This window comes from Agarivorans sp. QJM3NY_29 (assembly GCF_050870835.2).
In the GTDB taxonomy this organism is placed as follows: Bacteria; Pseudomonadota; Gammaproteobacteria; order Enterobacterales; family Celerinatantimonadaceae; genus Agarivorans.
In genome coordinates this window covers 4,714,558-4,737,267 of record NZ_CP194036.2, presented here as the reverse complement: position 1 = coordinate 4,737,267, position 22,710 = coordinate 4,714,558, and the positions used below count along the sequence as shown (strand labels likewise).

At 48.4% G+C, this 22,710-nt stretch carries 20 protein-coding genes and 1 riboswitch; of the genes, 11 read left to right on the top strand and 9 right to left on the bottom strand.

Features of this window, described 5'->3' with window-relative positions; genetic code table 11:
- The first annotated feature begins 43 nt into the window (after positions 1–43).
- The 8 genes from ACRRS0_RS21545 to ACRRS0_RS21510 all read left to right on the top strand — a co-directional run bounded on the left by ACRRS0_RS21545 (position 44) and on the right by ACRRS0_RS21510 (position 8,357).
- Entirely contained in the window at positions 44–955 is a 912-nt protein-coding gene (locus tag ACRRS0_RS21545) for a 1,4-dihydroxy-2-naphthoate polyprenyltransferase (protein ID WP_432455546.1), read from the top strand.
- 115 nt (positions 956–1,070) lie between these two features.
- Positions 1,071–1,186: riboswitch (TPP riboswitch) on the top strand.
- Positions 1,187–1,299: 113 nt separating this feature from the next.
- Positions 1,300–3,249 carry a phosphomethylpyrimidine synthase ThiC gene (gene thiC / locus ACRRS0_RS21540; RefSeq protein ID WP_432455547.1) on the top strand — a complete coding sequence of 650 codons (1,950 nt, stop codon included), beginning with the start codon at positions 1,300–1,302 and terminating at the stop codon, positions 3,247–3,249.
- Entirely contained in the window at positions 3,239–4,783 is a 1,545-nt protein-coding gene (thiE, locus tag ACRRS0_RS21535) for a thiamine phosphate synthase (RefSeq protein ID WP_432455548.1), read from the top strand. Before thiC ends, thiE begins: the two co-directional genes overlap by 11 nt.
- Before the next feature lie 8 nt (positions 4,784–4,791).
- A complete protein-coding gene (locus ACRRS0_RS21530) occupies positions 4,792–5,553 on the top strand; it encodes a HesA/MoeB/ThiF family protein (protein WP_432455549.1) in 762 nt (253 codons plus the stop codon).
- A 6-nt stretch (positions 5,554–5,559) separates the two neighbouring features.
- Positions 5,560–5,766, top strand: a complete 207-nt coding sequence (gene thiS, locus ACRRS0_RS21525) for a sulfur carrier protein ThiS (RefSeq protein WP_432455550.1) — start codon at positions 5,560–5,562, stop codon at positions 5,764–5,766.
- A 14-nt stretch (positions 5,767–5,780) separates the two neighbouring features.
- The gene (locus tag ACRRS0_RS21520) at positions 5,781–6,548 is read left to right on the top strand and encodes a thiazole synthase (RefSeq protein ID WP_432455551.1); all 768 of its coding nucleotides are present in this window, start codon (positions 5,781–5,783) and stop codon (positions 6,546–6,548) included.
- Positions 6,549–6,560: 12 nt separating this feature from the next.
- The gene (gene thiH / locus ACRRS0_RS21515; protein WP_432455552.1) at positions 6,561–7,673 is read left to right on the top strand and encodes a 2-iminoacetate synthase ThiH; all 1,113 of its coding nucleotides are present in this window, start codon (positions 6,561–6,563) and stop codon (positions 7,671–7,673) included.
- A gap of 147 nt (positions 7,674–7,820) precedes the next feature.
- The gene (locus tag ACRRS0_RS21510; RefSeq protein WP_432455553.1) at positions 7,821–8,357 is read left to right on the top strand and encodes an ATP-dependent zinc protease family protein; all 537 of its coding nucleotides are present in this window, start codon (positions 7,821–7,823) and stop codon (positions 8,355–8,357) included.
- Between the two features lie 106 nt (positions 8,358–8,463).
- On the opposite strand, the gene ACRRS0_RS21505 is transcribed toward ACRRS0_RS21510, so the two are convergent.
- Positions 8,464–9,309: a DNA ligase gene (locus ACRRS0_RS21505; protein ID WP_432455554.1), complete on the bottom strand. Its 846-nt coding sequence runs from the start codon at positions 9,307–9,309 to the stop codon at positions 8,464–8,466.
- A gap of 81 nt (positions 9,310–9,390) precedes the next feature.
- Here ACRRS0_RS21505 and ACRRS0_RS21500 point away from each other — a divergent pair, with 81 nt between their 5' ends.
- Complete coding sequence (locus ACRRS0_RS21500) at positions 9,391–9,750, top strand: GFA family protein (RefSeq protein ID WP_432455555.1); 360 nt, start codon at positions 9,391–9,393, stop codon at positions 9,748–9,750.
- A gap of 114 nt (positions 9,751–9,864) precedes the next feature.
- Here ACRRS0_RS21500 and xylA read toward each other — a convergent pair whose 3' ends face one another.
- From xylA to ACRRS0_RS21485, 3 genes are all read right to left on the bottom strand, one after another.
- Positions 9,865–11,187 (bottom strand): xylose isomerase, encoded by a 1,323-nt coding sequence (gene xylA, locus ACRRS0_RS21495; RefSeq protein ID WP_432455556.1) that lies wholly within the window; start codon positions 11,185–11,187, stop codon positions 9,865–9,867.
- A 436-nt stretch (positions 11,188–11,623) separates the two neighbouring features.
- A complete protein-coding gene (locus ACRRS0_RS21490; RefSeq protein ID WP_432455557.1) occupies positions 11,624–12,535 on the bottom strand; it encodes an aminoimidazole riboside kinase in 912 nt (303 codons plus the stop codon).
- Entirely contained in the window at positions 12,528–13,952 is a 1,425-nt protein-coding gene (locus tag ACRRS0_RS21485; protein ID WP_432455558.1) for a sucrose-6-phosphate hydrolase, read from the bottom strand. The genes ACRRS0_RS21490 and ACRRS0_RS21485 overlap by 8 nt, the downstream gene beginning before the upstream one ends.
- A gap of 295 nt (positions 13,953–14,247) precedes the next feature.
- Here ACRRS0_RS21485 and ACRRS0_RS21480 point away from each other — a divergent pair, with 295 nt between their 5' ends.
- Together ACRRS0_RS21480 and ACRRS0_RS21475 are read left to right on the top strand one after the other, a co-directional pair.
- Complete coding sequence (locus tag ACRRS0_RS21480; RefSeq protein ID WP_432455559.1) at positions 14,248–15,354, top strand: carbohydrate porin; 1,107 nt, start codon at positions 14,248–14,250, stop codon at positions 15,352–15,354.
- 84 nt (positions 15,355–15,438) lie between these two features.
- On the top strand, positions 15,439–16,806 hold the full coding sequence (locus ACRRS0_RS21475) for a sucrose-specific PTS transporter subunit IIBC (RefSeq protein ID WP_432455560.1): 1,368 nt from the start codon (positions 15,439–15,441) through the stop codon (positions 16,804–16,806).
- A gap of 206 nt (positions 16,807–17,012) precedes the next feature.
- On the opposite strand, the gene ACRRS0_RS21470 is transcribed toward ACRRS0_RS21475, so the two are convergent.
- The 5 genes from ACRRS0_RS21470 to ACRRS0_RS21450 all read right to left on the bottom strand — a co-directional run bounded on the left by ACRRS0_RS21470 (position 17,013) and on the right by ACRRS0_RS21450 (position 22,499).
- Positions 17,013–18,041: a LacI family DNA-binding transcriptional regulator gene (locus ACRRS0_RS21470; RefSeq protein WP_432455561.1), complete on the bottom strand. Its 1,029-nt coding sequence runs from the start codon at positions 18,039–18,041 to the stop codon at positions 17,013–17,015.
- 255 nt (positions 18,042–18,296) lie between these two features.
- A complete protein-coding gene (locus ACRRS0_RS21465) occupies positions 18,297–19,034 on the bottom strand; it encodes a substrate-binding periplasmic protein (RefSeq protein ID WP_432455562.1) in 738 nt (245 codons plus the stop codon).
- A gap of 201 nt (positions 19,035–19,235) precedes the next feature.
- The gene (gene tal, locus ACRRS0_RS21460) at positions 19,236–20,195 is read right to left on the bottom strand and encodes a transaldolase (protein WP_432455563.1); all 960 of its coding nucleotides are present in this window, start codon (positions 20,193–20,195) and stop codon (positions 19,236–19,238) included.
- Positions 20,196–20,754: 559 nt separating this feature from the next.
- On the bottom strand, positions 20,755–22,206 hold the full coding sequence (gene xylB, locus ACRRS0_RS21455) for a xylulokinase (protein ID WP_432455564.1): 1,452 nt from the start codon (positions 22,204–22,206) through the stop codon (positions 20,755–20,757).
- The gene (locus ACRRS0_RS21450; protein ID WP_432455566.1) at positions 22,185–22,499 is read right to left on the bottom strand and encodes a hypothetical protein; all 315 of its coding nucleotides are present in this window, start codon (positions 22,497–22,499) and stop codon (positions 22,185–22,187) included. Before ACRRS0_RS21450 ends, xylB begins: the two co-directional genes overlap by 22 nt.
- Positions 22,500–22,710 lie beyond the last annotated feature (211 nt).

Here is a 22,710-nt window from a genome sequence, read left to right as displayed (position 1 = left end):
TGCTTTGATGCTGAGCAATAATAGGCGCCGAGTTGTTATTTTTATGTTGAGTATTACTGTGAAATCCTGGTTGCATGCTGCCCGCTTGCGAACGCTGCCTTTGGCGAGCTCGTCGGTTCTTTTAGGTTCTTGTCTGGCGCTGAAACAGCAGCAGTTTAGTTGGCCAGTATTTGTACTGTCGTTATTGACGGCGGTGTTGTTACAAATTTTATCCAATTTAGCCAATGACTATGGTGATGCGCTGAAGGGCCTCGATGATGAGACCCGGGTGGGACCGACGCGGGCGATTCAGGCTGGTTTGCTGAGCGCACCGCAAATGTTGCGGGCGATAGTGCTAATGGCCTTGTTATCGGTGGCGAGTGGTTTGCTGCTGTTGTGGGTGAGCATCGGCGATTATTGGCTGGCCTGGCTTGGTTTCATTGGTCTGGGGGCTCTGGCGATTGTTGCCGCTATTGCCTACACCATGGGAGAGAAACCCTACGGTTATCGCGGTTTGGGCGATCTCAGTGTGTTTGTGTTCTTTGGTCTGCTAGGGGTGGTGGGCAGTCATTATTTACATACTCAGCAGCTCGATCCTGCAGTATGGTTGGTAGGGGCCGGGAGTGGTTTACTGGCGACGGCGGTGCTTAATATCAATAATATTCGCGATTTTAAACCCGATTTGTCGGCTGGAAAGCTGACTCTGGCGGTGCGTCTTGGGGAGCGCCGAGCGCGCTATTATCATCTGTTATTAATATTGGTCGCTTTGGGACTGTTCGCCAGCTACCTATTGCTGAATGCTGCCAGCAGTTTTGCTTGGTTGTACCTGTTGGCCGCGCTCGCCTTGCTCAAGGTGAGTGCTACGGTGTTTTGTCAGTACCAACACCAAGTTTTAGATCAACAACTGCAAGCGACGGCGAAATGGAGTTTCTTGTTGAGTGTCCTGTTTAGTCTCGGTCTGCAATTTCAGCTTTAGTCCATCAGTTGTGGTTGTCATCTTTCTCAACCTTACTTGGCGGGTATTGAGCGGTGTTGCTCAGTTTGGTTTTTGATCTGCCGCTTGTGATTTGTATTTATCAGCCCTATACTCGGCTCTCTTGTCGGAGTGCCGAAAGGCTGAGACCACGGGTAGTATTGCTACTGTTGTGTGGGATCCGTATGACCTGATCAGGATAATGCCTGCGCAGGGAACAAGATGAGTAAGTTTTTTGTGAAAGTGCCAATGGACCGTTGCGACGGCGTATATTGCGCCCTTAGCTTTGCTTACTTTTCCTACATCCGACAAGCCTCATTGTTAATAACTTTATTGAGAGGCAAGTCATGTCAAGACGCGAAACCAGAGCCGCTGCAGAGCAATATATTAATAATCTGCAGGGTCAAGCTTTTCCAAATTCAGAAAAAATATATATTCAAGGTAGTCGTGACGATATTCAAGTTGCGATGCGCCAAATTAACTTAGCCGATAGCCTCGTGGGCGGTAGTAAAGAAAATCCGAAGTTTGCCGCCAATGAACCGGTTCGGGTCTATGATACCTCAGGAATTTATAGTGACCAACAAGCCGATTTGGATGTGCGTAAGGGCTTGCCCCAACAGCGTCAGGCTTGGATCGAAGAGCGCGGCGATACCGAGGCTTTAGCCGGACACAGCTCAAACTTTTCTCAGCAACGTTTGGCCGATGAAGGTCTCGATCATATTCGTTTCGACAGCCTGCCAACACCACGAAAAGCCAAGCCTGGTAAACGAGTGACTCAATTACACTATGCTCGCCAAGGTATTATCACCCCGGAAATGGAATATATCGCGATCCGCGAAAACATGGGACGGGACAAGATCCGTGAAGATTTACTGGCCGAACAACAAGCGGGCCATTCCTTTGGTGCTTCCTTGCCGGCGCATATTACTGGTGAGTTTGTTCGCGATGAGGTCGCGCGAGGTCGGGCGATTATTCCTGCCAATATTAACCATGCCGAAACCGAGCCGATGATCATTGGTCGTAATTTCTTGGTCAAAGTGAACGCCAATATTGGGAATTCGGCGGTGACCTCTTCGATAGAAGAAGAAGTTGAGAAGTTAGTTTGGGCGACCCGTTGGGGTGCCGATACGGTGATGGACTTGTCGACTGGCCGTTATATTCACGAGACCCGTGAATGGGTGATCCGTAACTCGCCTGTGCCGATCGGCACCGTGCCGATTTATCAAGCTCTGGAAAAGGTAAATGGAGTGGCTGAAGATCTCAACTGGGAAGTCTTTCGCGACACTTTGATCGAGCAGGCAGAACAGGGCGTGGACTACTTCACTATTCATGCTGGCGTATTGCTGCGTTATGTGCCAATGACCGCCAAGCGGATTACTGGCATCGTTTCGCGTGGCGGCTCGATCATGGCCAAGTGGTGTCTGGCCCACCATCAGGAGAGTTTCCTTTACGAGCGTTTTCGCGACATCTGTGAAATTTGTGCCGCCTATGATGTGTCGTTGTCATTGGGGGATGGAATGCGTCCGGGCTCGATTGCCGATGCCAACGACGAGGCGCAGTTTGCCGAATTGGAAACCCTTGGCGAGTTGGCCAAAGTTGCCTGGGAATACGATGTACAGGTGATTATCGAAGGCCCGGGCCACGTCCCGATGCAGCTGATCAAAGAGAATATGGAGAAGCAGCTCGAAGTTTGTGACGAGGCCCCATTTTATACTTTAGGACCGCTAATTACCGATATTTCTCCGGGGTACGACCACTTTTCTTCGGGCATTGGCGCGGCGATGATTGGTTGGTTTGGCTGCGCCATGTTGTGTTATGTGACGCCCAAAGAGCATCTGGGTCTACCCAACAAAGATGACGTAAAACAGGGCATGATTACCTATAAAATCGCCGCTCACGCCGCCGATTTGGCCAAAGGTCATGCTGGCGCGCAAATTCGAGATAACGCCATGAGTCGAGCGCGTTTTGAATTCCGCTGGGAAGATCAATTCAATCTTGCTTTAGATCCCGATACTGCCCGTGCCTACCATGATGAGGCGCTGCCTCAAGAATCTGCCAAGGTGGCGCACTTCTGTTCGATGTGTGGCCCGAAATTTTGTTCAATGAAGATCTCTCAAGAGGTGCGAGATTATGCCAATGACTTAGAGATTAAGTTGTTAGATGAACCGCTTGCCGATCTTGGATATCAGCCTGCCGCAGTGGTTGAAGGGATGGCGGAAAAGTCTGCTGAGTTTCGTAGTAAGGGGGCCGAAATTTACCACTCTCCGTTAACTGCCGAGACTAGCCATGAAGCCTAGCGCTTGCCTTGACGCGGCCTTACGCCCACAAGTTTGGACGATCGCGGGGAGTGACAGCTGTGCAGGAGCGGGTTTGCAGGCCGATTTACTGAGCGCCCATGATTTGGGCGTTGAGTGTGCCACTGCGGTGACCGCGTTGACTGCGCAAAATATTCGCGGAGTGAGCGCCATGGAGACGGTCACGGGCGCGATGTTGGCCGCGCAGTTGGATGCTTTGGCTGCAACGAATCCGGCCAAGGTGATTAAAATTGGCATGTTAGGCTGCGCCGAGTTAGTGACTTTGGTGGCAGATAAGTTAGCCAGCTATAAGGCGACTTGGTCGGAACCACCGCTGGTGGTGTACGACCCTGTACTGGTTGCGAGTTCTGGAGCGAAGCTGGCGGCTGACGATCTGCTAGCGGCTTTACCCAAGCTATTGGCTCAAGTTGATGTGCTCACGCCCAATGCCAGTGAGTTAGCCAGTTTGACGGGCATTGGGCTCAGCAGTCCCGTTGCCGTGAAACAAGCCTGCGCAGCGTTGCTAGCCAAGGGCGTCAAAGCCGTGTGGGCTAAGGGGGGACACTTAGATTTCACGCCCGGACAAGCGGTGGATTTTTATTGTGATGGGCTGCGCGAGATATTGCTCTCCAGTCCGTTACTGGAAGCCTCGCATACCCACGGCACTGGTTGTACTCTGGCCTCCGCCCTGGCGGCTGGTTTAGCGCTCGATTTTGCCATGGAAGATGCACTGGTGCTGGCTAAAGCTTATGTCTATCAGGGACTTTCGCAGCAGCAGGGTTGTGGCAATCTGGCGCACTTGGGCTGGCCCAGTCAGCGGCAATATTTTCCACGGGTTGAGTCGGCACAAACGCCGCTAGGAAAGCTGTTTGGCCTCAGCGAAAGTTGGCCAGAGCAGCAGTCCTTCGCGAGCTGTGATAGCTATCAACTTGGCGTTTACCCAGTGGTGGATAGCGTGGCATGGATAGAGCGTCTATTAGCGATGGGGGTGAAAACCCTACAGCTGCGGATCAAAGATAAAAGTAATGCGGAAGTGGAAAGCGATGTGCGTCAAGCCATCCAACTGGGTCGTCAATATCAGGCGCGTTTGTTTATTAATGACTACTGGCAATTGGCGCTAAAACATGGTGCCTATGGGGTGCATTTGGGGCAAGAAGATCTGGCCTTGGCCGATTTACCACAAATTGCCGCTGCTGGTTTGCGTTTAGGCATTAGCACCCATGGCTATTACGAATTATTACGTGCCAGTCAGCTAGGCCCTAGTTATATTGCACTGGGTCATATTTTTCCCACGACTACTAAGGATATGCCGTCCAAGCCGCAAGGTTTGGCGAAATTAAGTCGTTACGCGAGCTTAATGAGCGATTACCCCTTAGTCGCGATTGGCGGCATCGATTTGCCGCGAGCCAAGCAGGTGTGGCAGTGTGGCGTGGGCAGTGTGGCGGTGGTCCGAGCGATTACCGAGGCAGCCGATCCCGCGAATGCGCTGGCCGAGCTCGAAGCGATTGTCAGTCAATCAACTGAAATGAGCAGATAGGAGTCAACATGAACTTCAACCAATTAACGGACCAAGAATACCAACGCTATAGTCGCCACCTATTACTCAAAGAGGTGGGTGAAGCCGGGCAATTAAAGCTCAAGCAGGCTCAGGTATTGTTGATTGGGGTGGGAGGCTTGGGCGCGCCGGCGAGTATGTACTTAGCCGCAGCAGGTGTAGGGAAATTGGTTTTAGCCGATTTTGACCAGCTCGATAGCAGCAATTTACAGCGCCAGGTGCTATACACCGAAGCGGATATTGGCAGTGCCAAAGTCACTGCCGCGAAACAGCGCCTGCAGCAGCTTAACAGTCAGATCCAAGTGCGAACCGTGAATCGCAAGATGGATGATTTGTTACTGGCGATGGAGGTGGCGCAAGCCGATGTGGTGCTGGATTGCAGCGATAACATCAGCACCCGTTATGCGGTGAATCAGGCCTGTGTAAAAGCCAAAGTGCCTTTGGTGAGTGGTGCAGCAGTCGCCTTTGACGGGCAGTTGATGGTGTTTGATTTTCGCCGTTCAGCTCAGGGCTGTTATCACTGCTTATTTCCGAATGCCAGTGAGCAGCAACTTAATTGCAGTAATGCCGGGGTCCTTGGGCCAGTGGTGGGCACCATCGGTAGCCTGCAAGCCTTGGAAACCATTAAGTTGCTGGTGGGCCTTGCTTCCGCTCAGCTTGGGCGCTTCTCCAGCTTCGATGCGCACAGCCTCGAGTGGTTTCATTTAAGCATACAGGCCGATCCGGCCTGTCCGGTATGCGCTGAAGGGTGAAAAATAATGTACATAACAATTGAGTTGAATGGCTTGAGTACCGCGCTAGTTGAGCCCTTGAACATTACTCAGTTACTAGAGCAACAGCAGCAATCGTTGAATGGGGTTGCGGTGGTCGTCGATGGTCGGATTGTGCCGCGAACTCATTGGCCGGTAACCCAGCTGGTGAATGGCACGAAGGTGCGAATTTTTCGGGCGATTGCCGGTGGATAAATTAAGGAGTTCCTGTGTTACAGATTGCAGATAAGAGTTTTACCAGTCGTTTATTTACCGGGACCGGCAAATTTGCCAGTGCGGAGTTAATGACTGCCAGTATTCAAGCCAGTGCTAGTCAGCTGGTGACCATGGCGATGAAACGGATTGATGCCAGCGATCAACAGGATGATATTTTAGCTCCCTTACTCAAAGCGGGGGTGCAGCTGCTGCCCAATACCTCTGGGGCACGCAACGCTGAGGAGGCAGTTTTTGCCGCTCATCTGGCGCGTGAGGCGTTGGCAACCAATTGGTTGAAGCTGGAAATTCATCCCGATCCGAAATATCTCATGCCGGATCCTATCGAAACGCTTGCCGCCGCCGAAACCCTGGTGCAACAAGGTTTTGTGGTGCTGCCTTATGTGCATGCAGATCCGGTGTTGTGTAAACGATTGGAAGATGTGGGTTGTGCTGCGGTGATGCCGCTGGGCGCTCCAATTGGTACTAATAAAGGCCTGCGCAGTCGCGATTTCTTAGAAATTATTATTGAGCAAGCCAGCGTGCCGGTGGTGGTGGATGCGGGCATTGGAGCCCCCTCCGATGCGGCGTTGGCGATGGAGTTGGGCGCCGATGCGGTATTGGTCAACACCGCGATGGCCGTGGCCAGAGATCCGGTGGCGATGGCCCAAGCTTTTGCGATGGCCGTTGAAGCGGGGCGCAATGCTTATCTTGCTGGTTTAGGTCGCGAATTACGCCATGCGGAAGCATCGAGTCCTTTAACGGCGTTTTTAGATAATTTATAGGAGGGCAAGCGAATGAGTTTTGCCGAGCACTTAGCGACTTATGATCACGCAGCAGTACATTTGTCGATTTACAGTAAAACCACTGTTGATGTCGAGCGAGCACTGGCCAAAGATAAGTTAGATTTGGACGATTTTCAGGCGCTCATTTCGCCCGCAGCCGAAGCCTATTTGGAACCGATGGCCCAGCGCAGCATGCGTTTAACTCAGCAGCGTTTTGGTAAGACACAGCAGTTTTACATACCTTTATATCTGAGCAATATGTGCAGTAATGTTTGTCAATATTGCGGTTTCTCGATGGGTAATAAGATCCGTCGCCTCACCTTAGATATGGCACAAATCGATGCAGAATTAGATGCCATTAAAGCCCTTGGTTTTGACCACATCTTGTTAGTGACTGGTGAGTCGGAACGCAAGGTCGGCATGGCCTACTTTCGTCAAGTGATGCCCTTAATTAAGGCGCGGTTCTCACATGTGTCGATGGAAGTTCAACCCTTGGATGAAGCGGACTACCGAGAGCTGATTCCACTCGGTTTAGATGCGGTGATGGTTTATCAAGAAACTTATAATCGGCAGCGTTATGCCGAGGTGCATCCCAAGGGACGGAAGCGTGATTTTGATTATCGTTTAGCTACCCCTGAACGTCTCGGTGCCGCCGGGGTTCGTAAGATTGGTATAGGGGCTTTAATTGGTCTGGATCAATGGCGTAACGATTGTTTTTACGCGGCTGCGCATTTGCAGTATTTAGAGCGTCGCTATTGGCAGAGTAAGTTTTCTATTTCCTTTCCGCGCTTGCGGCCCTGTGAAGGCGGTTTTCAGCCGGTATCGGTGATGACGGACAAGCAGTTAGTTCAGTTGATTTGCGCCTATCGTTTGTTTAATCCCGATGTGGAGTTGTCGTTATCAACTCGTGAGTCAGAACATTTTCGTAATCATGCGATTCCCCTGGGGATCACCACCATGAGTGCCTTTTCCAGCACCCAGCCGGGCGGTTATGCTAAAACTAGTCAGACAGCGCTGGAGCAGTTTGAAATTAGCGATGAGCGCCGACCTGAAGTAGTTGCCGCAGCGGTGCAAAAAGCTGGTTATCAAGTGGTATGGAAGGATTGGGATCGGGTGCTCGGTTAAACGAATTTGAGGATTATCGAATGGCAGCAGGTTTCGACCTGAGCGAGCATCAGCTAAACTACAGTAAATTTATGGGGAAGCTGAGTCTGTCGTGATCAGACAAGGCTGATGGTAGAGCTCCCCTGCGACCAAGTAGGAGAAAGTTAGGTGTTGAAGAAGATATTGTTCGCGATGGTGTTTACGCTGGCTTCCGCCAGCAGCTGTTGGGCCGAGAAAGCAACGGTGGGAGCCTTAGAATATATTCGTGTCGTGGAAGCTGATCTTCGTTATTTAACCCGGATTGATACCGGCGCGGCCAGCACCTCATTGCATGCCGACCATATACGGGTTATCGATGGTAATAATATTCTGCCAGCGGATTACTCAGAAGCCGAGCAAAAATCGCTGGTGAAACCTAAAATGCGTGCCAACATTGGTAAGTATCTGGAATTCACCACCATTAATGAGCAGGGTGAGCAGCATCAGGGCAAGGCACGGATCAGCGATGTGGTGGCGGTACGTAATTCTCAAGGCTTAGAGATCCGTTATAAAGTGGCGCTGGCCATTGAATGGCAGGGCCAACAGAAAACAGTTGATGTTAACTTACGCGATCGCAGCAAAATGGACTATAAGTTGCTGATCGGCAGGGATTGGCTGGAAGGTGATTATCTGGTGGATGTTGAGCGAAATAAACAGCTGCCTTAAACTCTTTGGCTAGAGCTTAAGTTGGGATACTAGAGCCGTTTGCCCTTACTGCTCAGGTTTGAGCTCGGGATCCCGCAGTCAGCTTAGTGATACCAATACTTAGCTGTTAGAGCGTTTGATGAAGCCGTATAAAGCGTGCGAAACGTGGCTTACCATGACTGCTCAAACCGTTGTAGCGGTATTCAATCAGACTACCAAGCGGCGGTGGTGAAACTCGGAGCTGATCTGTTAAGCCGCTGCCTATTTTGAATCGTTGTCCTTGTCGATCTTGTACCACTAAGGCACCCAGCATACCTTGATACTTACCTTTTCCAGCGCTATAAGCCACAACTTCGGCTTCTCCGTCTTGGTAAGCTTTATATTTGATTAAGGCGTGACTACGGGTCGCCAGATAAAACGAGTTTGGATCGCGTAACATTAAGCCTTCGCCGCCTTCGGCGCTGATTTTTTGTAGCTCTTGCGCTAATTGAGTTCGGCCGGGATAGTTATGATATTCAGGTATTCGAATAAAATTAGCCTGCTTGGCTAAGCCTTGTAGTTGTTGATAGCGGCTTCGATAGTTACCCGGATGATGGGGAAGGTCAAAGACCATAAACTGTACCTTTTGCCATTGCTCGAACTTGCTCTGCTGTCGATGTATTAAGCCCACCAATTCGCTAAACTTGCCCCGACCAAGCCATAGTTCGCCATCTAGTGCAAAGGCCGGGAGTTGCTGTTGTAACTCGTGAGGGATGGAAATGGTTCGGCCACTGCGGCTCAGTAATTGCTGTCCGTTCCAATAGGCCCGAACGCCGTCATATTTTTCACAAACCCAGTAGCGTTCGAGTTGCAAGCCTTGCTGGTATTCGCTGGCTAATACCAAAGGCGGCGGCGGGGCGGCGTAGACCTCATGCTCAACACTATTGAATAACAGTAGACTTAGGCTTAAGGTCTTATTAAATGAGGCATTCATAAATCACCATTAATGATATAAATATTATTAATGATAGTGCAAATCGGCCCAAGGTCGAATCAATCGTCAAGGAGAGTGCAAATGAGTCAAGTTCATCAGGGAAGTTGTCATTGTGGCGCGGTAACATTTTCATTAAAGTCCAGCCTAGTGCCGGCGGTGCGCTGTAATTGTAGCCTATGCCAGCGCAAGGGAATTATGATGGTCACCGCCGAAGATGATAGCTTTGAGCTACTCACTGGCCAGGATGCGTTGACCTTGTATCAGTGGAACAGTCATGTGGCCAAGCATTATTTTTGTAAACATTGTGGTATTTATACCTTCCATCGTCCGCGAAGCGCGCCTGAATTGACTCGGGTAAACGCTGGTTGTTTGGAGGGGCTTGATCCTTTGACGATGGAATATCAAGTTGTGAATGGGGCAGCGCTATCGCTGGAGTCTTAATCAGATGCAAATCATGATAGCGAGTCTGGGTTGACGGTGTTATCCACGACGGCTGTTTGAGTTACAAAAACCGACGCTCAAGCGTCGGTTTTATGGCTTGCTGAAACTTTATCCTTATCTGCTGAAGATGTGTTTATTGATGATGTTTTCCAATTGTTCTTGGCGACCCGAGACATGAGTTGGCTGGATGTTGTCACTCAGCGCTTGTTTGGCTAAGGACTCAAGACTGTAGTCTCCGGTCATAATCGCTTTGCCAAGATCACCACTCCAACCCGCGTAACGTTCGGCCACTATTTTGTTGAGTTCTTGGCTTTCCAGTAAACTGGCGGCTTTTTTCAGGGCGAGGGCGCAAGTATCCATGGCTCCAATGTGACCGTGGAAGTAATCCGCCTTGGCGATGCTTTGACGACGCAATTTGGTATCAAACATCAAACCTCCGGTAGAGAACCCTCCTGATTTTAAGATATCGTGCATCACCGGTGTCCATTCTTCCACACTATTGGGGAATTGGTCGGTATCCCAACCCAGTTGCGGGTCACCGCGGTTCGCATCAATCGAACCAAATAAGCCCAGTGAGATCGCGGTGGCGATTTCGTGATGGAAGGAGTGCCCCGCCAAAGTTGCGTGATTTACTTCAATATTTACTTTGACTTCATTTTCTAAGCCAAATTGCTTGAGAAAGCCATAGACAGTGGCGGTGTCGTAGTCGTACTGATGTTTGGTGGGTTCAGCAGGTTTAGGCTCGATCAATAAGGTGCCGTTAAAGCCGATTTTGTGTTTATGTTCTACCACCATTTGGAAGAAACGACCCAATTGCTCACGCTCTTGGCGTAAATCGGTATTGAGTAAGGTTTCGTAACCTTCTCGACCTCCCCACAATACATAGTTTTCACCGCCCAGCATTTTGGTGGCGTTCATCGCGCTAAATACTTGGGTCGCCGCATAGGCAAATACTTCGGGATTGGGATTTGAAGCTGCGCCTGACATGAAACGTGGATGAGAGAATACGTTGGCGGTACCCCAGAGTAACTTCATCCCCGTTTGTTGTTGCTTCTCGGCAAGCACGTCCATCATCACCTTCATGTTCTCGCTATATTCTTTGAGCGAGTTGCCTTGCGGCGCAACGTCGATGTCATGGAAGGAATAGTAAGGAATGGTTAATTTTGTAAATAGTTCGAAGGCGACGTCGGCTTTCACTTTGGCCATTTCTAAGGCGTTGCCTGCTTGCTGCCAAGGGCGATCAAAGGTACCTGAACCAAATATGTCAGAGCCATCCCAGCAGAGATTGTGCCAATAGCAGGCACCAAAGCGCAGATGTTCTGCCATGGTCTTACCTAAGATCAGCTGATTGGCGTCATAGTGACGAAAGGCTAAAGGGTCATTAGATTCTGGTCCTTGGAAAGTGATTTTTTCAATTTGATCAAAATACTGAGCCATGGCATTACTCCTTAAGAAAGCATATTTATCGAAGAATTAGTGTCCGTTGGGCTTGAGCGAGTCAATGGGTTGCATTGCCAAAGCGTCACAGTGCCAATCTTCCGATCCTAAGTTCATTGTTAGTCTGCTTCTGGGATGACTCAATTACGAAAAATGCGGACGATTTTCAGCAATTTGCTTTTCGTGCGCTAAATCTCGTTTTAAAAAGGTATTTTTTAGGTTTTTTAACAAAATAGTCGATAAGTGGCTAGCAATAATAAATTTCATAACAGCGGTTTGCCATTTCCTTGGGCATTCAAGACCACGTTGAGACGCTGATGTGAGTAAAGTGAGATAAAAAGTGGAGGGAAACATTCGGCCAAGCTTGGCTCAAGGCTTTGGATAATTTAGAAATCCACAACCCAGAGCTCTCGGCGCGCTCTGGGTTGCGTTGTGATTAACGATGTATATAGGGTAGGGCCGACATCGCCCCTTTTTCGCCAACCGCCAAACCGCCACTTTTATTACCACGGGCCAAGGCCTCGAGTAATAAGGCTTGGTCTTGCCATTGGCTAAACTGGCTCAAGTAAGCCAAGACCCCTCCTACAAAAGCATCACCAGCGCCGGTGGTATCCACCACCTTGGCTACGGGCTCGGCAAGGACTCGCTGGATTTTCCCCGCATAGACTAATTCACTCCCTAATTCGCCTAGCGATAAGATAAAAGGAACCTGAAGTTGCGCTTGTAAATACTCGACCGCTTGCTCAATTTGTTCACAATTGCTAAGCCATAATGCTTCTTCTTCGGAAAATTTAACTAAATCGCACAAGGGTAAAAATGCTTCAATCTGCTGACGCATTTGCTCGGGGCTAGACCATAACATAGGTCGTAAATTGAGGTCGAAGAATACCCAACCACCAGCAGTGCGGCAGCGTTTAGCCGCTTCGATGGCGGTTTCGCGACAGCGCGCTGCGGCAAGGGCGATGGAACTTAATTGCAACCATTGTTCTGTTTGGAAGGCGGGGAGCTGCTCAGTGCTTAAAAACTGATCGGCACTGGGTTGTACCAGAAAGGTAAATTCACGCTCTCCACTGGCATCTAAAGAGACTAATACGGTAGAGGTTCGCTGCTGTTGATCGAAGCTTAAACTACTGATATCAACGCCTTCGTCTGCCAGAGTGGCGCTGACCATCTTGCCCATGGGGTCGTTACCCACTCGGCCAATGAAACCACTATTGATGCCGAGGCGTGCCAAGGCGACAGCGACATTGGCAGGCGCACCACCGGGGCACATTTTGAGTAGACCATTGTCTTCTGGGAGCAGGTCGATAACGGCATCGCCCAAATTCCATACTTGTACTTTATGCATCTAGATCCTCCTCGATCCAGCTATTGCTCAGCTGAGTCAGCTGAAGCTTGGCTTGCCCACTTTCCAACTTGAATTGCCCTGTGTGCCAGGCTTGCTGAGGAAATAGTCGGCCCGATAACACGGCTTCGCCATCATTGACAAATAGTTCAAAGCTGGAGCTGTCGATAAATAATTGTAGCTGCCTTAAGTTGCCATTACGACTTTGATAAGTTCGCTTGGTATCACTGTTGAGCGGACCGAGTTCGCCTCGCTCAACCACGAGTGTTCCTTTGCTCCAATGGAGGCTGAAACTATCGTCCGCACTGGGTAGACTGAGTTGAAAAGCGCTGCACTCGGTGAATTCAATGTCTAGCATACAGCTTCTGCTGAAACCCTTAAGTTGATGCTCTCCACTGCCATAAGAGTCGCCTTGTTGAGCTTGGGCGAGCGCCTTGAACGCTGGGATGGGGCGCTGCCGTAAGCAGCCGTTTTCCCAACTTAGGCTACGAGGTAAGCCGAGCATTTGTGTCCAATTGTGGCGAACGCTTGGGTGCTCACCATCATCGGGTAGCCCAAGCCAACCGATTAACAGGGTGGTGCCTTGATGTTGCAGGGTTTGCGGCGCATAAAATTCGAAACCATGATCGAGTAAATTAAATTCACTGTTGATGGTCAGTTCTGCCGGGCCAGCGCTCATGTCAACGGTGAAGTAACCACTCAGATTGGTGGTGGTGTATTCGGCTTGATCAAGTTCGATGCCCTGCGGGCAGGCCAATAATAACCATTGTTGGTCGAGCTCAAATAAATCAGGACATTCCCACATATAGGCTTGCTGTGGGCGACCGAGATTAATTTCTTGGCTGATGAAGCGACGTTCAAGCCATTGCTCTTGTTGCTGCTGTAGTAGACAGATTCCACCCCGTTGACCCAGCGTTTGAGCTCCCAGAATGAGCCAAGATTGATCTTGCCAAGATAAATACTTCGGGTCACGGACGTGGCCAGTGTAATTTCTGAGTGCTTCGATATTCATCGGCCCCAGTTTTTCAACATGCCCATCAGGATGCAGCACCGCTTTACATTGGTAACTGAGGCGTTGCTCACCTTGGCGGACATTGCCAGTGTAATAAAGGTTAAGGATCTCGCCCTCACTCACTGCTGTGCCGGAATAGCAGCCATTTTTGTCGAACCAATCCGTAGGGGCTAAAGCGGCTGGATGTGCTTGCCAATGTATCAGGTCGCTGCTGCTGAAGTGGCCCCAGTGTTTGTTTTTATGTTCGCAGCCAAAGGGGTTCCATTGGTAAAACAGTTGAAAGCGTCCTTGATGGAAGCTAAAGCCATTGGGATCGTTAATCAAGCCCGTTTTGGCGGCGATATGGTAGTAAGGACGCCAAGGATCTGCGGTAAATTGTTTCGTCGTCCATCCACATGATTTTGGCATGCTTACTCCAAGTAATTTGATAATGCTGATTCGATAATATTCATTCTATGAATGAAGAGCGTAAAACCGCAAACGGTTCCACGTTTGTTATGCTTTATACGTGATCGAAATCACGTAAATAGGCCATTAATCTCTATTTTTGTTAGATTTTGCTCACATATAGCGAGATTGTTACTTGTATGTATCAGTTTTGCATCTATTCTTATTTCGAACCAAATGGAACCGATTTCAGTTTGGTTTAACTCCGAAAAATATAATGGTTCAACTACGGAATATAAAAATGGAAGGAATAACCATGAATAAATTCGCTGCACTTACTATTACAACTGCACTCGCAGCCGCCAGCCAAGCACAGGCTGCGGTGACTATCGAAGGTGAGCAAGGCAAGCTGACTATCGGTGGTGACGTCGAATTCAACGTCAACTATGTCGACAATGATGTGAATACTACCTCTGATGATAAATCTTGGGATCAGGACGGTCGTTTCTTGATTTCATTTTTGGGCGAGCGTCAGCAAGGCGATTATATGATCCGCGCCTTAGCACAACCAACCTACGGCACCGATGGTGGCGTGAGCACCGATGATGTTTGGTTTGAAGTTGCTAAGAATGACAGTTGGACCCTACGTCTCGGTCGTTATGAAGCTTATGACATGAACCCTCTGGGTCAAGATGTATTTGTGAATCACTCGGGTGATACTGCTGACGGTCAATTCAAAGATGATGGCGTATATATTTACCGGATGTTAGAAGCTCGCGGTCGTTCTGGCAGTGCTGGCCAAGCGATGTACAACCAGACATTTGGTAACGTTTATGTAGAAGTTTCGACTCTCTTTGGTGATAACAGTGGTTTCTTCGAGAGTAATAAATACCATGGCGTTGAGTTAACGAAGAAGAACAATAAAAATGTCTTTATCGTTCGTCCAGTGGTGGCCTACCAGCAGGGCGCCTTTAAAGTGGCCGCAGCCCTGGAAACCAACTTGGTTAGCGACTCAACTCTAGATGCCAATGGTAACGATGTATCCGAGCGTACCGGTTATGGCTTAACCGCTGGCTATAATCAAGATGGTCTGGCGGTGAACTTAAATGTTGCCAGAATGGATGCTTTAGATGAAACGGATACCACCTATGGTGCGAATGTGCTTTGGCATAAGTTCGGTCTAGGTTATATCCATGGTATCAACGATGTGTCAAACGTTACTCTTAAAGGTACTGACAATTCAGGCGTTACCGCTTATAAGAAAAAAGTTAGCACTATCTATAGCTCGTATCAGTTTGATAACGTGGTTGTCCCAGAGTTCTCGATTTATCTTGGCGCTTATATAAGTAAACTCGATAATCCGAAAACAACTGAAGATGATAATAACTTCGGTGGCCGAGTACGCTTTAAATACTTGTTTTAATTTGAACTAAACTGCAAACGGTTCCATGCGCTATGTTGAATGCGAGGAACCGTTTTATGACGAAGTGGAATAGAGGGATCCAAAATGTCTGAACAAGATACAGCCAAGAAGATTTTAGAGCTGATTGGCGGCAAATCAAATATCGCAAGTGCGGCGCATTGTGCAACTCGCCTACGATTAGTTCTCAATGATACCGAGCTTGCAGATACCGCTGCAATCAAAGAGCTCGATCTGGTCAAAGGTGTGTTCACCAACAGTGGCCAATACCAAATTATTATTGGCTCTGGTATCGTAAACCGAGTCTTTAGTGCCTTGGCTGAATTGGCAGGCATTAGTGAAGCGTCAACTGCTGAAGTTGCCGCGCAGGGTGCTAAGCAGAACCCTTTCCAAGCTTTAGCGCGTACTTTATCCAATGTATTCGTACCGATCATTCCGGCGATTGTGGCCAGTGGTTTATGCATGGGGCTACTTGGCTTCTTACGTACCAATGAAATGATTGCCACCGACAGTATCTGGTACTTAATCTTAGACATGGTATCCAGTTCAGCATTCATTATTCTGCCGATTTTGATTGGTTTTGTGGCGGCCAAAACTTTTGGCGGAACGCCGATCCTGGGGGCGACGCTTGGTGGCGTATTAACCCACCCCGCTTTAACTAATGCTTGGACAGTTGCCAGCGGTTTTCAATCGACCGAACTATTCGGCATGGAAGTGGGTTTAGTTGGCTACCAGGGAACGGTTTTCCCGATGCTGATTGCGACTTGGTTCATGTGTAAAGTAGAAAAACGAGTTCGCCAATGGGTGCCTAACTCCTTAGATGTGATTTTGAGTCCGTTTATTATCTTAGTGGTCACTGGTTTTGTTTCTTTGGTCGCGATTGGCCCCGGCGGACGGATGCTGGGTGATGGGATCTCAACTCTACTACTCTACTTGTATGAAAATGTGGGTATTTTAGCTGGTTTACTATTTGGTGGTACTTATTCAGCCATTGTGATTACCGGTATTCACCACAGTTTCCATGCCATTGAAGCGGGTTTACTGGGTGACCCTAACATCGGGGTTAACTTCTTACTTCCTATCTGGTCGATGGCGAATGTTGCCCAAGGCGCAGCTTGTTTAGCAATTGGTCTGAAATTTAAGAATATTAAAACCAAGGCTTTGGCGATGCCATCGGGTGTATCGGCTTTGTTTGGGATTACCGAAGCGGCAATCTTTGGGATTAACTTACGCTACATGACCCCATTTTTCGCTGGCTTAGCCGGTGGTGCGGTGGGTGGTGCTTATGTGGTATTTGCTAAAGTGGGTATGACTGCGGTTGGTTTAACTGGTATTCCAGGAATTGCAATTGTTCAGACGGGCTCTGTGGTTCACTATATGATTGGCTTTGCCTTAGCCTTTGGTGTGGCCTTTGCGGGTTCTTACTTTAGCACGACTGAAAAAGCAGATGCTTAATTGAGGATGGCGGCAACGCCCGCCGTCAGTTTTTGGTTTTTCCTGTGAGGCCTACCTCATTGTGCCGCCACGATTAAGGTAAACAATTCCCTACCTTGGTGGCGATGCAATGAGGTAATTTGATACCAAGAGCATTGGTTTTTATCGATTGAGATTGGTAGCAGAATAATAAGGGGAGCGGTGATGAGTCGCCGTTACCTCAAGTTTTACTCGCTTTTAGCAGCCTGCTTCTTTGGCTGCTTTTTTAATGCGTAGGATTCTCTTTCAGTAAAAAGCCCTTGGTAGGAAAAAGCTACATCAGCTAAGGGCTTCTCTCGCAATTGCTTGATTAATACCGAGGCCGCTTCTTGGCCCACCAGCTGGTAGTCATAATGCAGGGATGCCAAGGGTGGCTCTAAGACAGTACATAGCTCGTCATCGCCGACACCAATTACTGCCACATCTTGACCGATGAGTAAGCCCTGTTCGCGTAAGGCTCTAATACTACCTGCAGCGAGGCGGTCGGTCACTGCAAACACACCATCGGGTCGATATCCAGTGCTGAGTGCCAGTTTGGCCTGTTGGTAACCAGACTCCAGGTTAAAATCACAATCGGTTTGATAGCGGCAATCAACATCTGCAAGATCGAGCGCATCGACAAATCCTCGTAAACGCTGTCGACCCACCGCCACATCACTCTGAGGCACGCCAACAAACATTAACTGTTTACAGCCTAGTTTGAGTAATTGACTGCCAGCAATAAATCCGCTGCGATAATCATCGAAAAATACACTGGTGAGACCATGTAAAGAAAGATCCTGGCCAACGATCACCACCGGCGCCGCAGATTGTTTTAGGGTAGAGAGTAACTCCTGATTGTAGCCAGCCATGAATACAATAATACCGTCGACCCCCTTTGAATTCAGGGTTTTGATATGGTTATTGGTTTTCTCTATCTGCATGCCCGCATTCATTAACAGGGTTTGCATACCTTCTGTTTCAATCACCTCGCTCAAACCTTGTACCATCGCGGCGACTGACTTAGAGGTAAGCAAGGGGACGATCACGCCAATCGTATCAGAGTTGCGGGCCTTTAAGTTTTTGGCGGCGATATTGGCGGTGAAATTGGTTTCGTCGATTAAAGCTTGTACTTTGGCCCTCACCACAGCATTAACGCCTGGTCGTTTGTTTAATACCCGGGAAACGGTAGATTTCGATACGCCGGCTATTTCCGCAATATCGGAGATGGTTTTCAACGACTTAACTCCTTGTTGTGAGCGCGACGGGGTTTGATTGGACAGTGTTGCTCACATGATATCAATTATTATTACCATTTGAATATACTTGCTGAGCTATGTCAGTAATAGTGAGCATAAATTGTATTTAGAATAAGTGCTTACTGTCATGAGTATGTAGCTTTAGCAAGCTTAAAGCTTGCTTCGATTGTAATCGAGTTTGGCGTAATACGGTAGCACCAAGCGAGTGATGTAGTGTGTTTGTTGGCGATCGTTTTAGCGTTTTAGTTCTGACAGGGTGTGGGTTTTAGGCAAATATTGTTTTTGTACTTGGTCAATCGCTTGATTGAGCCTTGGCATAAATTGAGGGTGTTCCTCTATGTAGGCTTTGGAAATATAGATCCCAAAGGGGGCGGAACGCTGCACGACCTCGATGTACTGGCCATTGCGCATGTTGCTGTGAATGGCCTTATATTTAAATACCTCTGCAGACAAGAAAGCCGCATCAATTCTTTTTAAATCAAAGAGTAACTGGGCTAACTTGACTACATCGTTTTGTTTGCCGACCACTTTGTAGTGGTTGTTTTTTAGCCAGGTCAAGGTGTTGGTTCCTTCAAGGGAAGCTATTTTGGCCTTCGCTTTAAAGTCTTTAGAGTGTGGGTCTAGAAAATTTTCTTGGCGGAAAAACCAACTCCAGTTATTGACTAATAGCGGTTTGGAGAATTGGGCAACTTGATCGCGTTTTTGGTTTTGCGAAGCAAAGAAAAAACCGTCGGCTAAGTTTCTCTCGATATCGTTAAGTGCTCGTTTATAGTTAGGTACTTGACGACTATGATAAGGTTGCTTGAGCTTTTTCATGATTTGATCGAGCAAAAAATTTCCCGCGGCTGGCTCTCCACTCTTGGCATAAGTAAAAGGAGGGAAGTCGGGGTAAATTAGGCGCAGCTCATGCGCTTGAACATTATTCAGACTGCTGATGCTTAGCCAGAATATCAGCTTCCAAATATCTCTCACTTAGCATTCCTTTTTAGATGGTTATGCCTACGAGTATAGACCGTGAGTTAATATTTGGAATGGGCTTTGGAGACAGAATGTGAGTGTTTTTATTCTGTTTTCTGTAAATAGGACGCGATGCTTCGTTTTTATTGAATAGAGGCAGGGCAATCAAACTTACTAAGTTTGATTGCCCTGTGGTTTTAATTTGCTTGCAAAGGCTTAAGCCTGAAGCGCTTCAATCAGCATCTTGTCGAGTTTTTCTTGATCAAGAGCGAAGGTACGGATCCCTTCGGCAAGTTTCTCGGTGGCCATTGCATCTTGGTTATGTCCCCAGTAAAACGCGGCTTCGTTTAGTGGCTCTGGGCGAACGGCGCTGACGCCTTTATCGACTAAGCGAGGGCTGAGATTGGCTTCACTCTGGGCCAACTCTTCCAATAAGGCTGGGCCAATGGTGAGTCGGTCACAACCCGCGAGTTCAAGGATTTCACTGGTATTGCGAAAACTGGCACCCATCACCACGGTCGAATAGCCGTGCTGTTTGTAGTAGTTGTAAATCTCGGTGACCGAGATCACTCCAGGATCGCTTGTGCCGCTGAAGTCCGCTTCCGGTTGTTTGGCTTTGTACCAGTCCAAGATACGGCCGACAAAGGGAGAGATTAAAAATACTCCCGCTTCGGCACAAGCTCGGGCCTGGGCAAAGGAAAACAACAAGGTTAAATTACAGTTGATGCCTTCTTTTTCTAATACTTCGGCTGCGCGGATCCCTTGCCAAGTAGCGGCGACTTTGATCAGTACTCGTTGCTTATCGATGCCGGCGGCTTGATACAATTCGATGAGTCGACGAGCCTTGTTAATCGTCGCTTCGGTGTCAAAAGATAAACGTGCATCAACCTCTGTAGAAATGCGGCCAGGAACCAATTCTAGAACTTTGCAACCAATGGTGACGACTAATTTATCTGCAGCCAGATTGACCTGCTCATTGAGTTGTTCACTTTGGGTCTTTGCCCATGTGGCAACGTCTTTTAGTAAACTCGAATACTCTGTTAAACCAAGCGCTTTAACAATCAGCGAAGGATTAGTCGTCGCGTCTTCAGGGGAGAATTTACGCATGGTTTCTAAATCGCCGGTATCGGCGACAACGGTAGTGTATTGTTTTAATTGGCTTAGTAGAGAACTCATAAGATGCATATACCCTTGTCATTCAAGCTTAAGTTGAGAATGGCCTTGATTCCTCATGATTGCTTGAGGCTCGAAGACCAAAGCGAAGCTTTTGTCCTTATTAAAATGCCATATCGGCAGTTGAGTGCAATTACTGTTTTTCGCGTAGAAATGCTGAATTTTCATTGCCTCGACCCAGCTCACATTTGCAGAATTTTTTTTTGCTACAAAAGTCGGCTATCAAGTCTTGGTAAACACTCCTTAAGCATGGTGCGCCGATTTGTTAAAGAAATAAATATGCTTAGCGCGTGGAGTGAAAACAACAGCGAAAATGTCCATCTATGCTTACCTTATATGTTGTTCTCAAGGTCGATAGCTAAAGCAGCGAAGACAATATCAAGTTTTATTGGCTATTTTCGGTCTGGTTAGCATGACCAGGAACTGAAGCCATCACCAGGCGATGGCTTCATGTCGTACATAGCTATTCGATCATCGTTGCTAGTTCACGTGGCGAATAAGGGCCAGATAAATGGTTTTTCGCCATTCGGTTTAGATTTTGTGCTCAGTTATTTACAAGCTTTTAAAATATCGGTTTTAGCTGCTGGTATAGGGCCTTAAAGGTTTCGCGTCGCTGGGCGTAGTAGGCTTGTCGTTTGGCATCTACATGATGCACTTCGACTAATTCCGGAACCGGGCAGATAACATCTAAATCTGCCTTGTGACTCACTCCCAATTGCGCCAAGCGAGCGGCACCCAAGGCGGGCCCCACCTCTCCCCCTAAGCGATAGCTAAGTTTTTGTCCGAGGATATCGGCCAGCATTTGCCGCCAATAAGGGCTGCGAGCACCACCACCAATGAGGGTGATGTCATTGGCTTTTAATCCGGTCGCATGCAGGGCGTCTAAGCCGTCGGCGAAGGCAAATGCTACGCCTTCCAAGACTGCGCGGCAAAGATCGAGTGGGCCACTACTATGAGTGAGCCCAAAGAATACGCCGCTTGCCTCGGGGTTGTTGTGAGGCGTGCGTTCGCCACTGAGATAGGGTAAGAAGATAAGCTTATTGTCTACGGGTGGCGCTGCCTCTACAGCGGCGAGCATACTAGCGACATCGCTTTGCCCGGTGAGTTTAACAACCCAATCAAGGCAGGAAGCGGCACTTAAAATGACCGACATATTATGCCAAGTATTGGGCAGAGCATGACAGAAGCTATGTAGCGCCGACTCAGGATTACTGAGATAACCATCACTCACCGCGAAATAGACTCCAGAGGTGCCCAACGACAACATGGCCTGGCCGGGTTTAGTGATCCCGACTCCGATGGCTCCCGCGGCATTGTCGCCCCCGCCAGCCACTAAGGGGACCGATCCCATGCCCCAGCGTTCTGCCAACTCAGCTTTTAACTGGCCGGTGATTTCACAGCCTTCAAATAGTTTTGGCATTTGGCTACGGTTTAAGCCAGTTGCAGCCAGCATGACATCACTCCAATCTCGTTTTGCCACGTCTAACCACATCGTACCTGCGGCATCGGACATATCAGAGGCAAAGTTGCCCGAAAGTAAATAACGGAGGTAGTCTTTGGGTAGCAGAACTTTATAGATTTGGGCAAAAATTTCCGGTTCATGTTGGCGCACCCAAAGCAGTTTGGGTGCGGTAAAGCCGGGCATCATTAGATTGCCAACGATGCTTCGCGAATTTTCCACGCTGTGTTCGATGGCAGTACATTGGCGAGCGCTACGGCCATCGTTCCATAGGATCGCTGGTCGTAATACTTGTGCGTTTTTATCGAGTAGGGTGGCACCATGCATTTGACCACTCAGGCCTATCGCTTTGACGGTTGCGAGATCGTGTTGCTGGCTTAAGTTGTCCAGAGCCTGCTGACACGCTTGCCACCAGTCTTGCGGGGCTTGTTCAGACCAAAGCGCTTGCGGTCGTGATACTTCTAAACTGGCGCTGGCTTGGCTTAACAGCTCACCTTGTTCTCCAAGCAAAACAACCTTTACTCCCGAGGTACCTAAATCAATTCCGATATACATGGCTTTTCCTTATGCGTTTTGCCGCTAAATAAAACTGATGGAACGTTGACGGTCGGTTTATTCAAAATAATCGCTTTTAAATTACAGTCAGCAGTCTGCCGTTTGGTTCGCGAAGCCGATACGCCTGAATCCTTAAGATAAAGCTGCAGGCGTAACACCTTTGAGTCGACGCTGCGGGTCTTAACGCTGGTTGATTTATTGTTTGTTGTCTGATGATTGATGTCGATGACGTCACTGCATTGGGTCTGACTCATTTTAATAAACAACTCGCGCTTGTAAAAATAACTAGCCAAGTTCAATTGACCTTGGTATTTGGGTAAATCATCTTCTCGATCCTGCCGTTATTTTTAAGCGGGCCTCAATTACGAAAACTGCTTGCTGGGTAGCGTTTTTCTGCTGCGTGCTTAAGTTCACAGTTTGCTTGGTGCCATGGATGATCGCAGTCACATTACAATTTATAGTGGTGGCGTTTAGGCCGCTTTTTTTAGATAGTAAATTTAATGT

Excerpts from the sequence above, each read along its gene's own strand:
- xylA (WP_432455556.1), bottom strand. The coding sequence starts at position 11,187 with ATGGCTCAGTATTTTGATCAAATTGAAAAAATCACTTTCCAAGGACCA.
- ACRRS0_RS21490 (WP_432455557.1), bottom strand. The coding sequence starts at position 12,535 with ATGCATAAAGTACAAGTATGGAATTTGGGCGATGCCGTTATCGACCTG.
- ACRRS0_RS21485 (WP_432455558.1), bottom strand. The coding sequence starts at position 13,952 with ATGCCAAAATCATGTGGATGGACGACGAAACAATTTACCGCAGATCCT.
- ACRRS0_RS21475 (WP_432455560.1), top strand. The coding sequence starts at position 15,439 with ATGTCTGAACAAGATACAGCCAAGAAGATTTTAGAGCTGATTGGCGGC.
- ACRRS0_RS21505 (WP_432455554.1), bottom strand. The coding sequence starts at position 9,309 with ATGAATGCCTCATTTAATAAGACCTTAAGCCTAAGTCTACTGTTATTC.
- thiH (WP_432455552.1), top strand. The coding sequence starts at position 6,561 with ATGAGTTTTGCCGAGCACTTAGCGACTTATGATCACGCAGCAGTACAT.
- thiS (WP_432455550.1), top strand. The coding sequence starts at position 5,560 with ATGTACATAACAATTGAGTTGAATGGCTTGAGTACCGCGCTAGTTGAG.
- ACRRS0_RS21500 (WP_432455555.1), top strand. The coding sequence starts at position 9,391 with ATGAGTCAAGTTCATCAGGGAAGTTGTCATTGTGGCGCGGTAACATTT.
- thiC (WP_432455547.1), top strand. The coding sequence starts at position 1,300 with ATGTCAAGACGCGAAACCAGAGCCGCTGCAGAGCAATATATTAATAAT.
- thiE (WP_432455548.1), top strand. The coding sequence starts at position 3,239 with ATGAAGCCTAGCGCTTGCCTTGACGCGGCCTTACGCCCACAAGTTTGG.
- xylB (WP_432455564.1), bottom strand. The coding sequence starts at position 22,206 with ATGTATATCGGAATTGATTTAGGTACCTCGGGAGTAAAGGTTGTTTTG.
- tal (WP_432455563.1), bottom strand. The coding sequence starts at position 20,195 with ATGAGTTCTCTACTAAGCCAATTAAAACAATACACTACCGTTGTCGCC.
- ACRRS0_RS21545 (WP_432455546.1), top strand. The coding sequence starts at position 44 with ATGTTGAGTATTACTGTGAAATCCTGGTTGCATGCTGCCCGCTTGCGA.
- ACRRS0_RS21480 (WP_432455559.1), top strand. The coding sequence starts at position 14,248 with ATGAATAAATTCGCTGCACTTACTATTACAACTGCACTCGCAGCCGCC.
- ACRRS0_RS21530 (WP_432455549.1), top strand. The coding sequence starts at position 4,792 with ATGAACTTCAACCAATTAACGGACCAAGAATACCAACGCTATAGTCGC.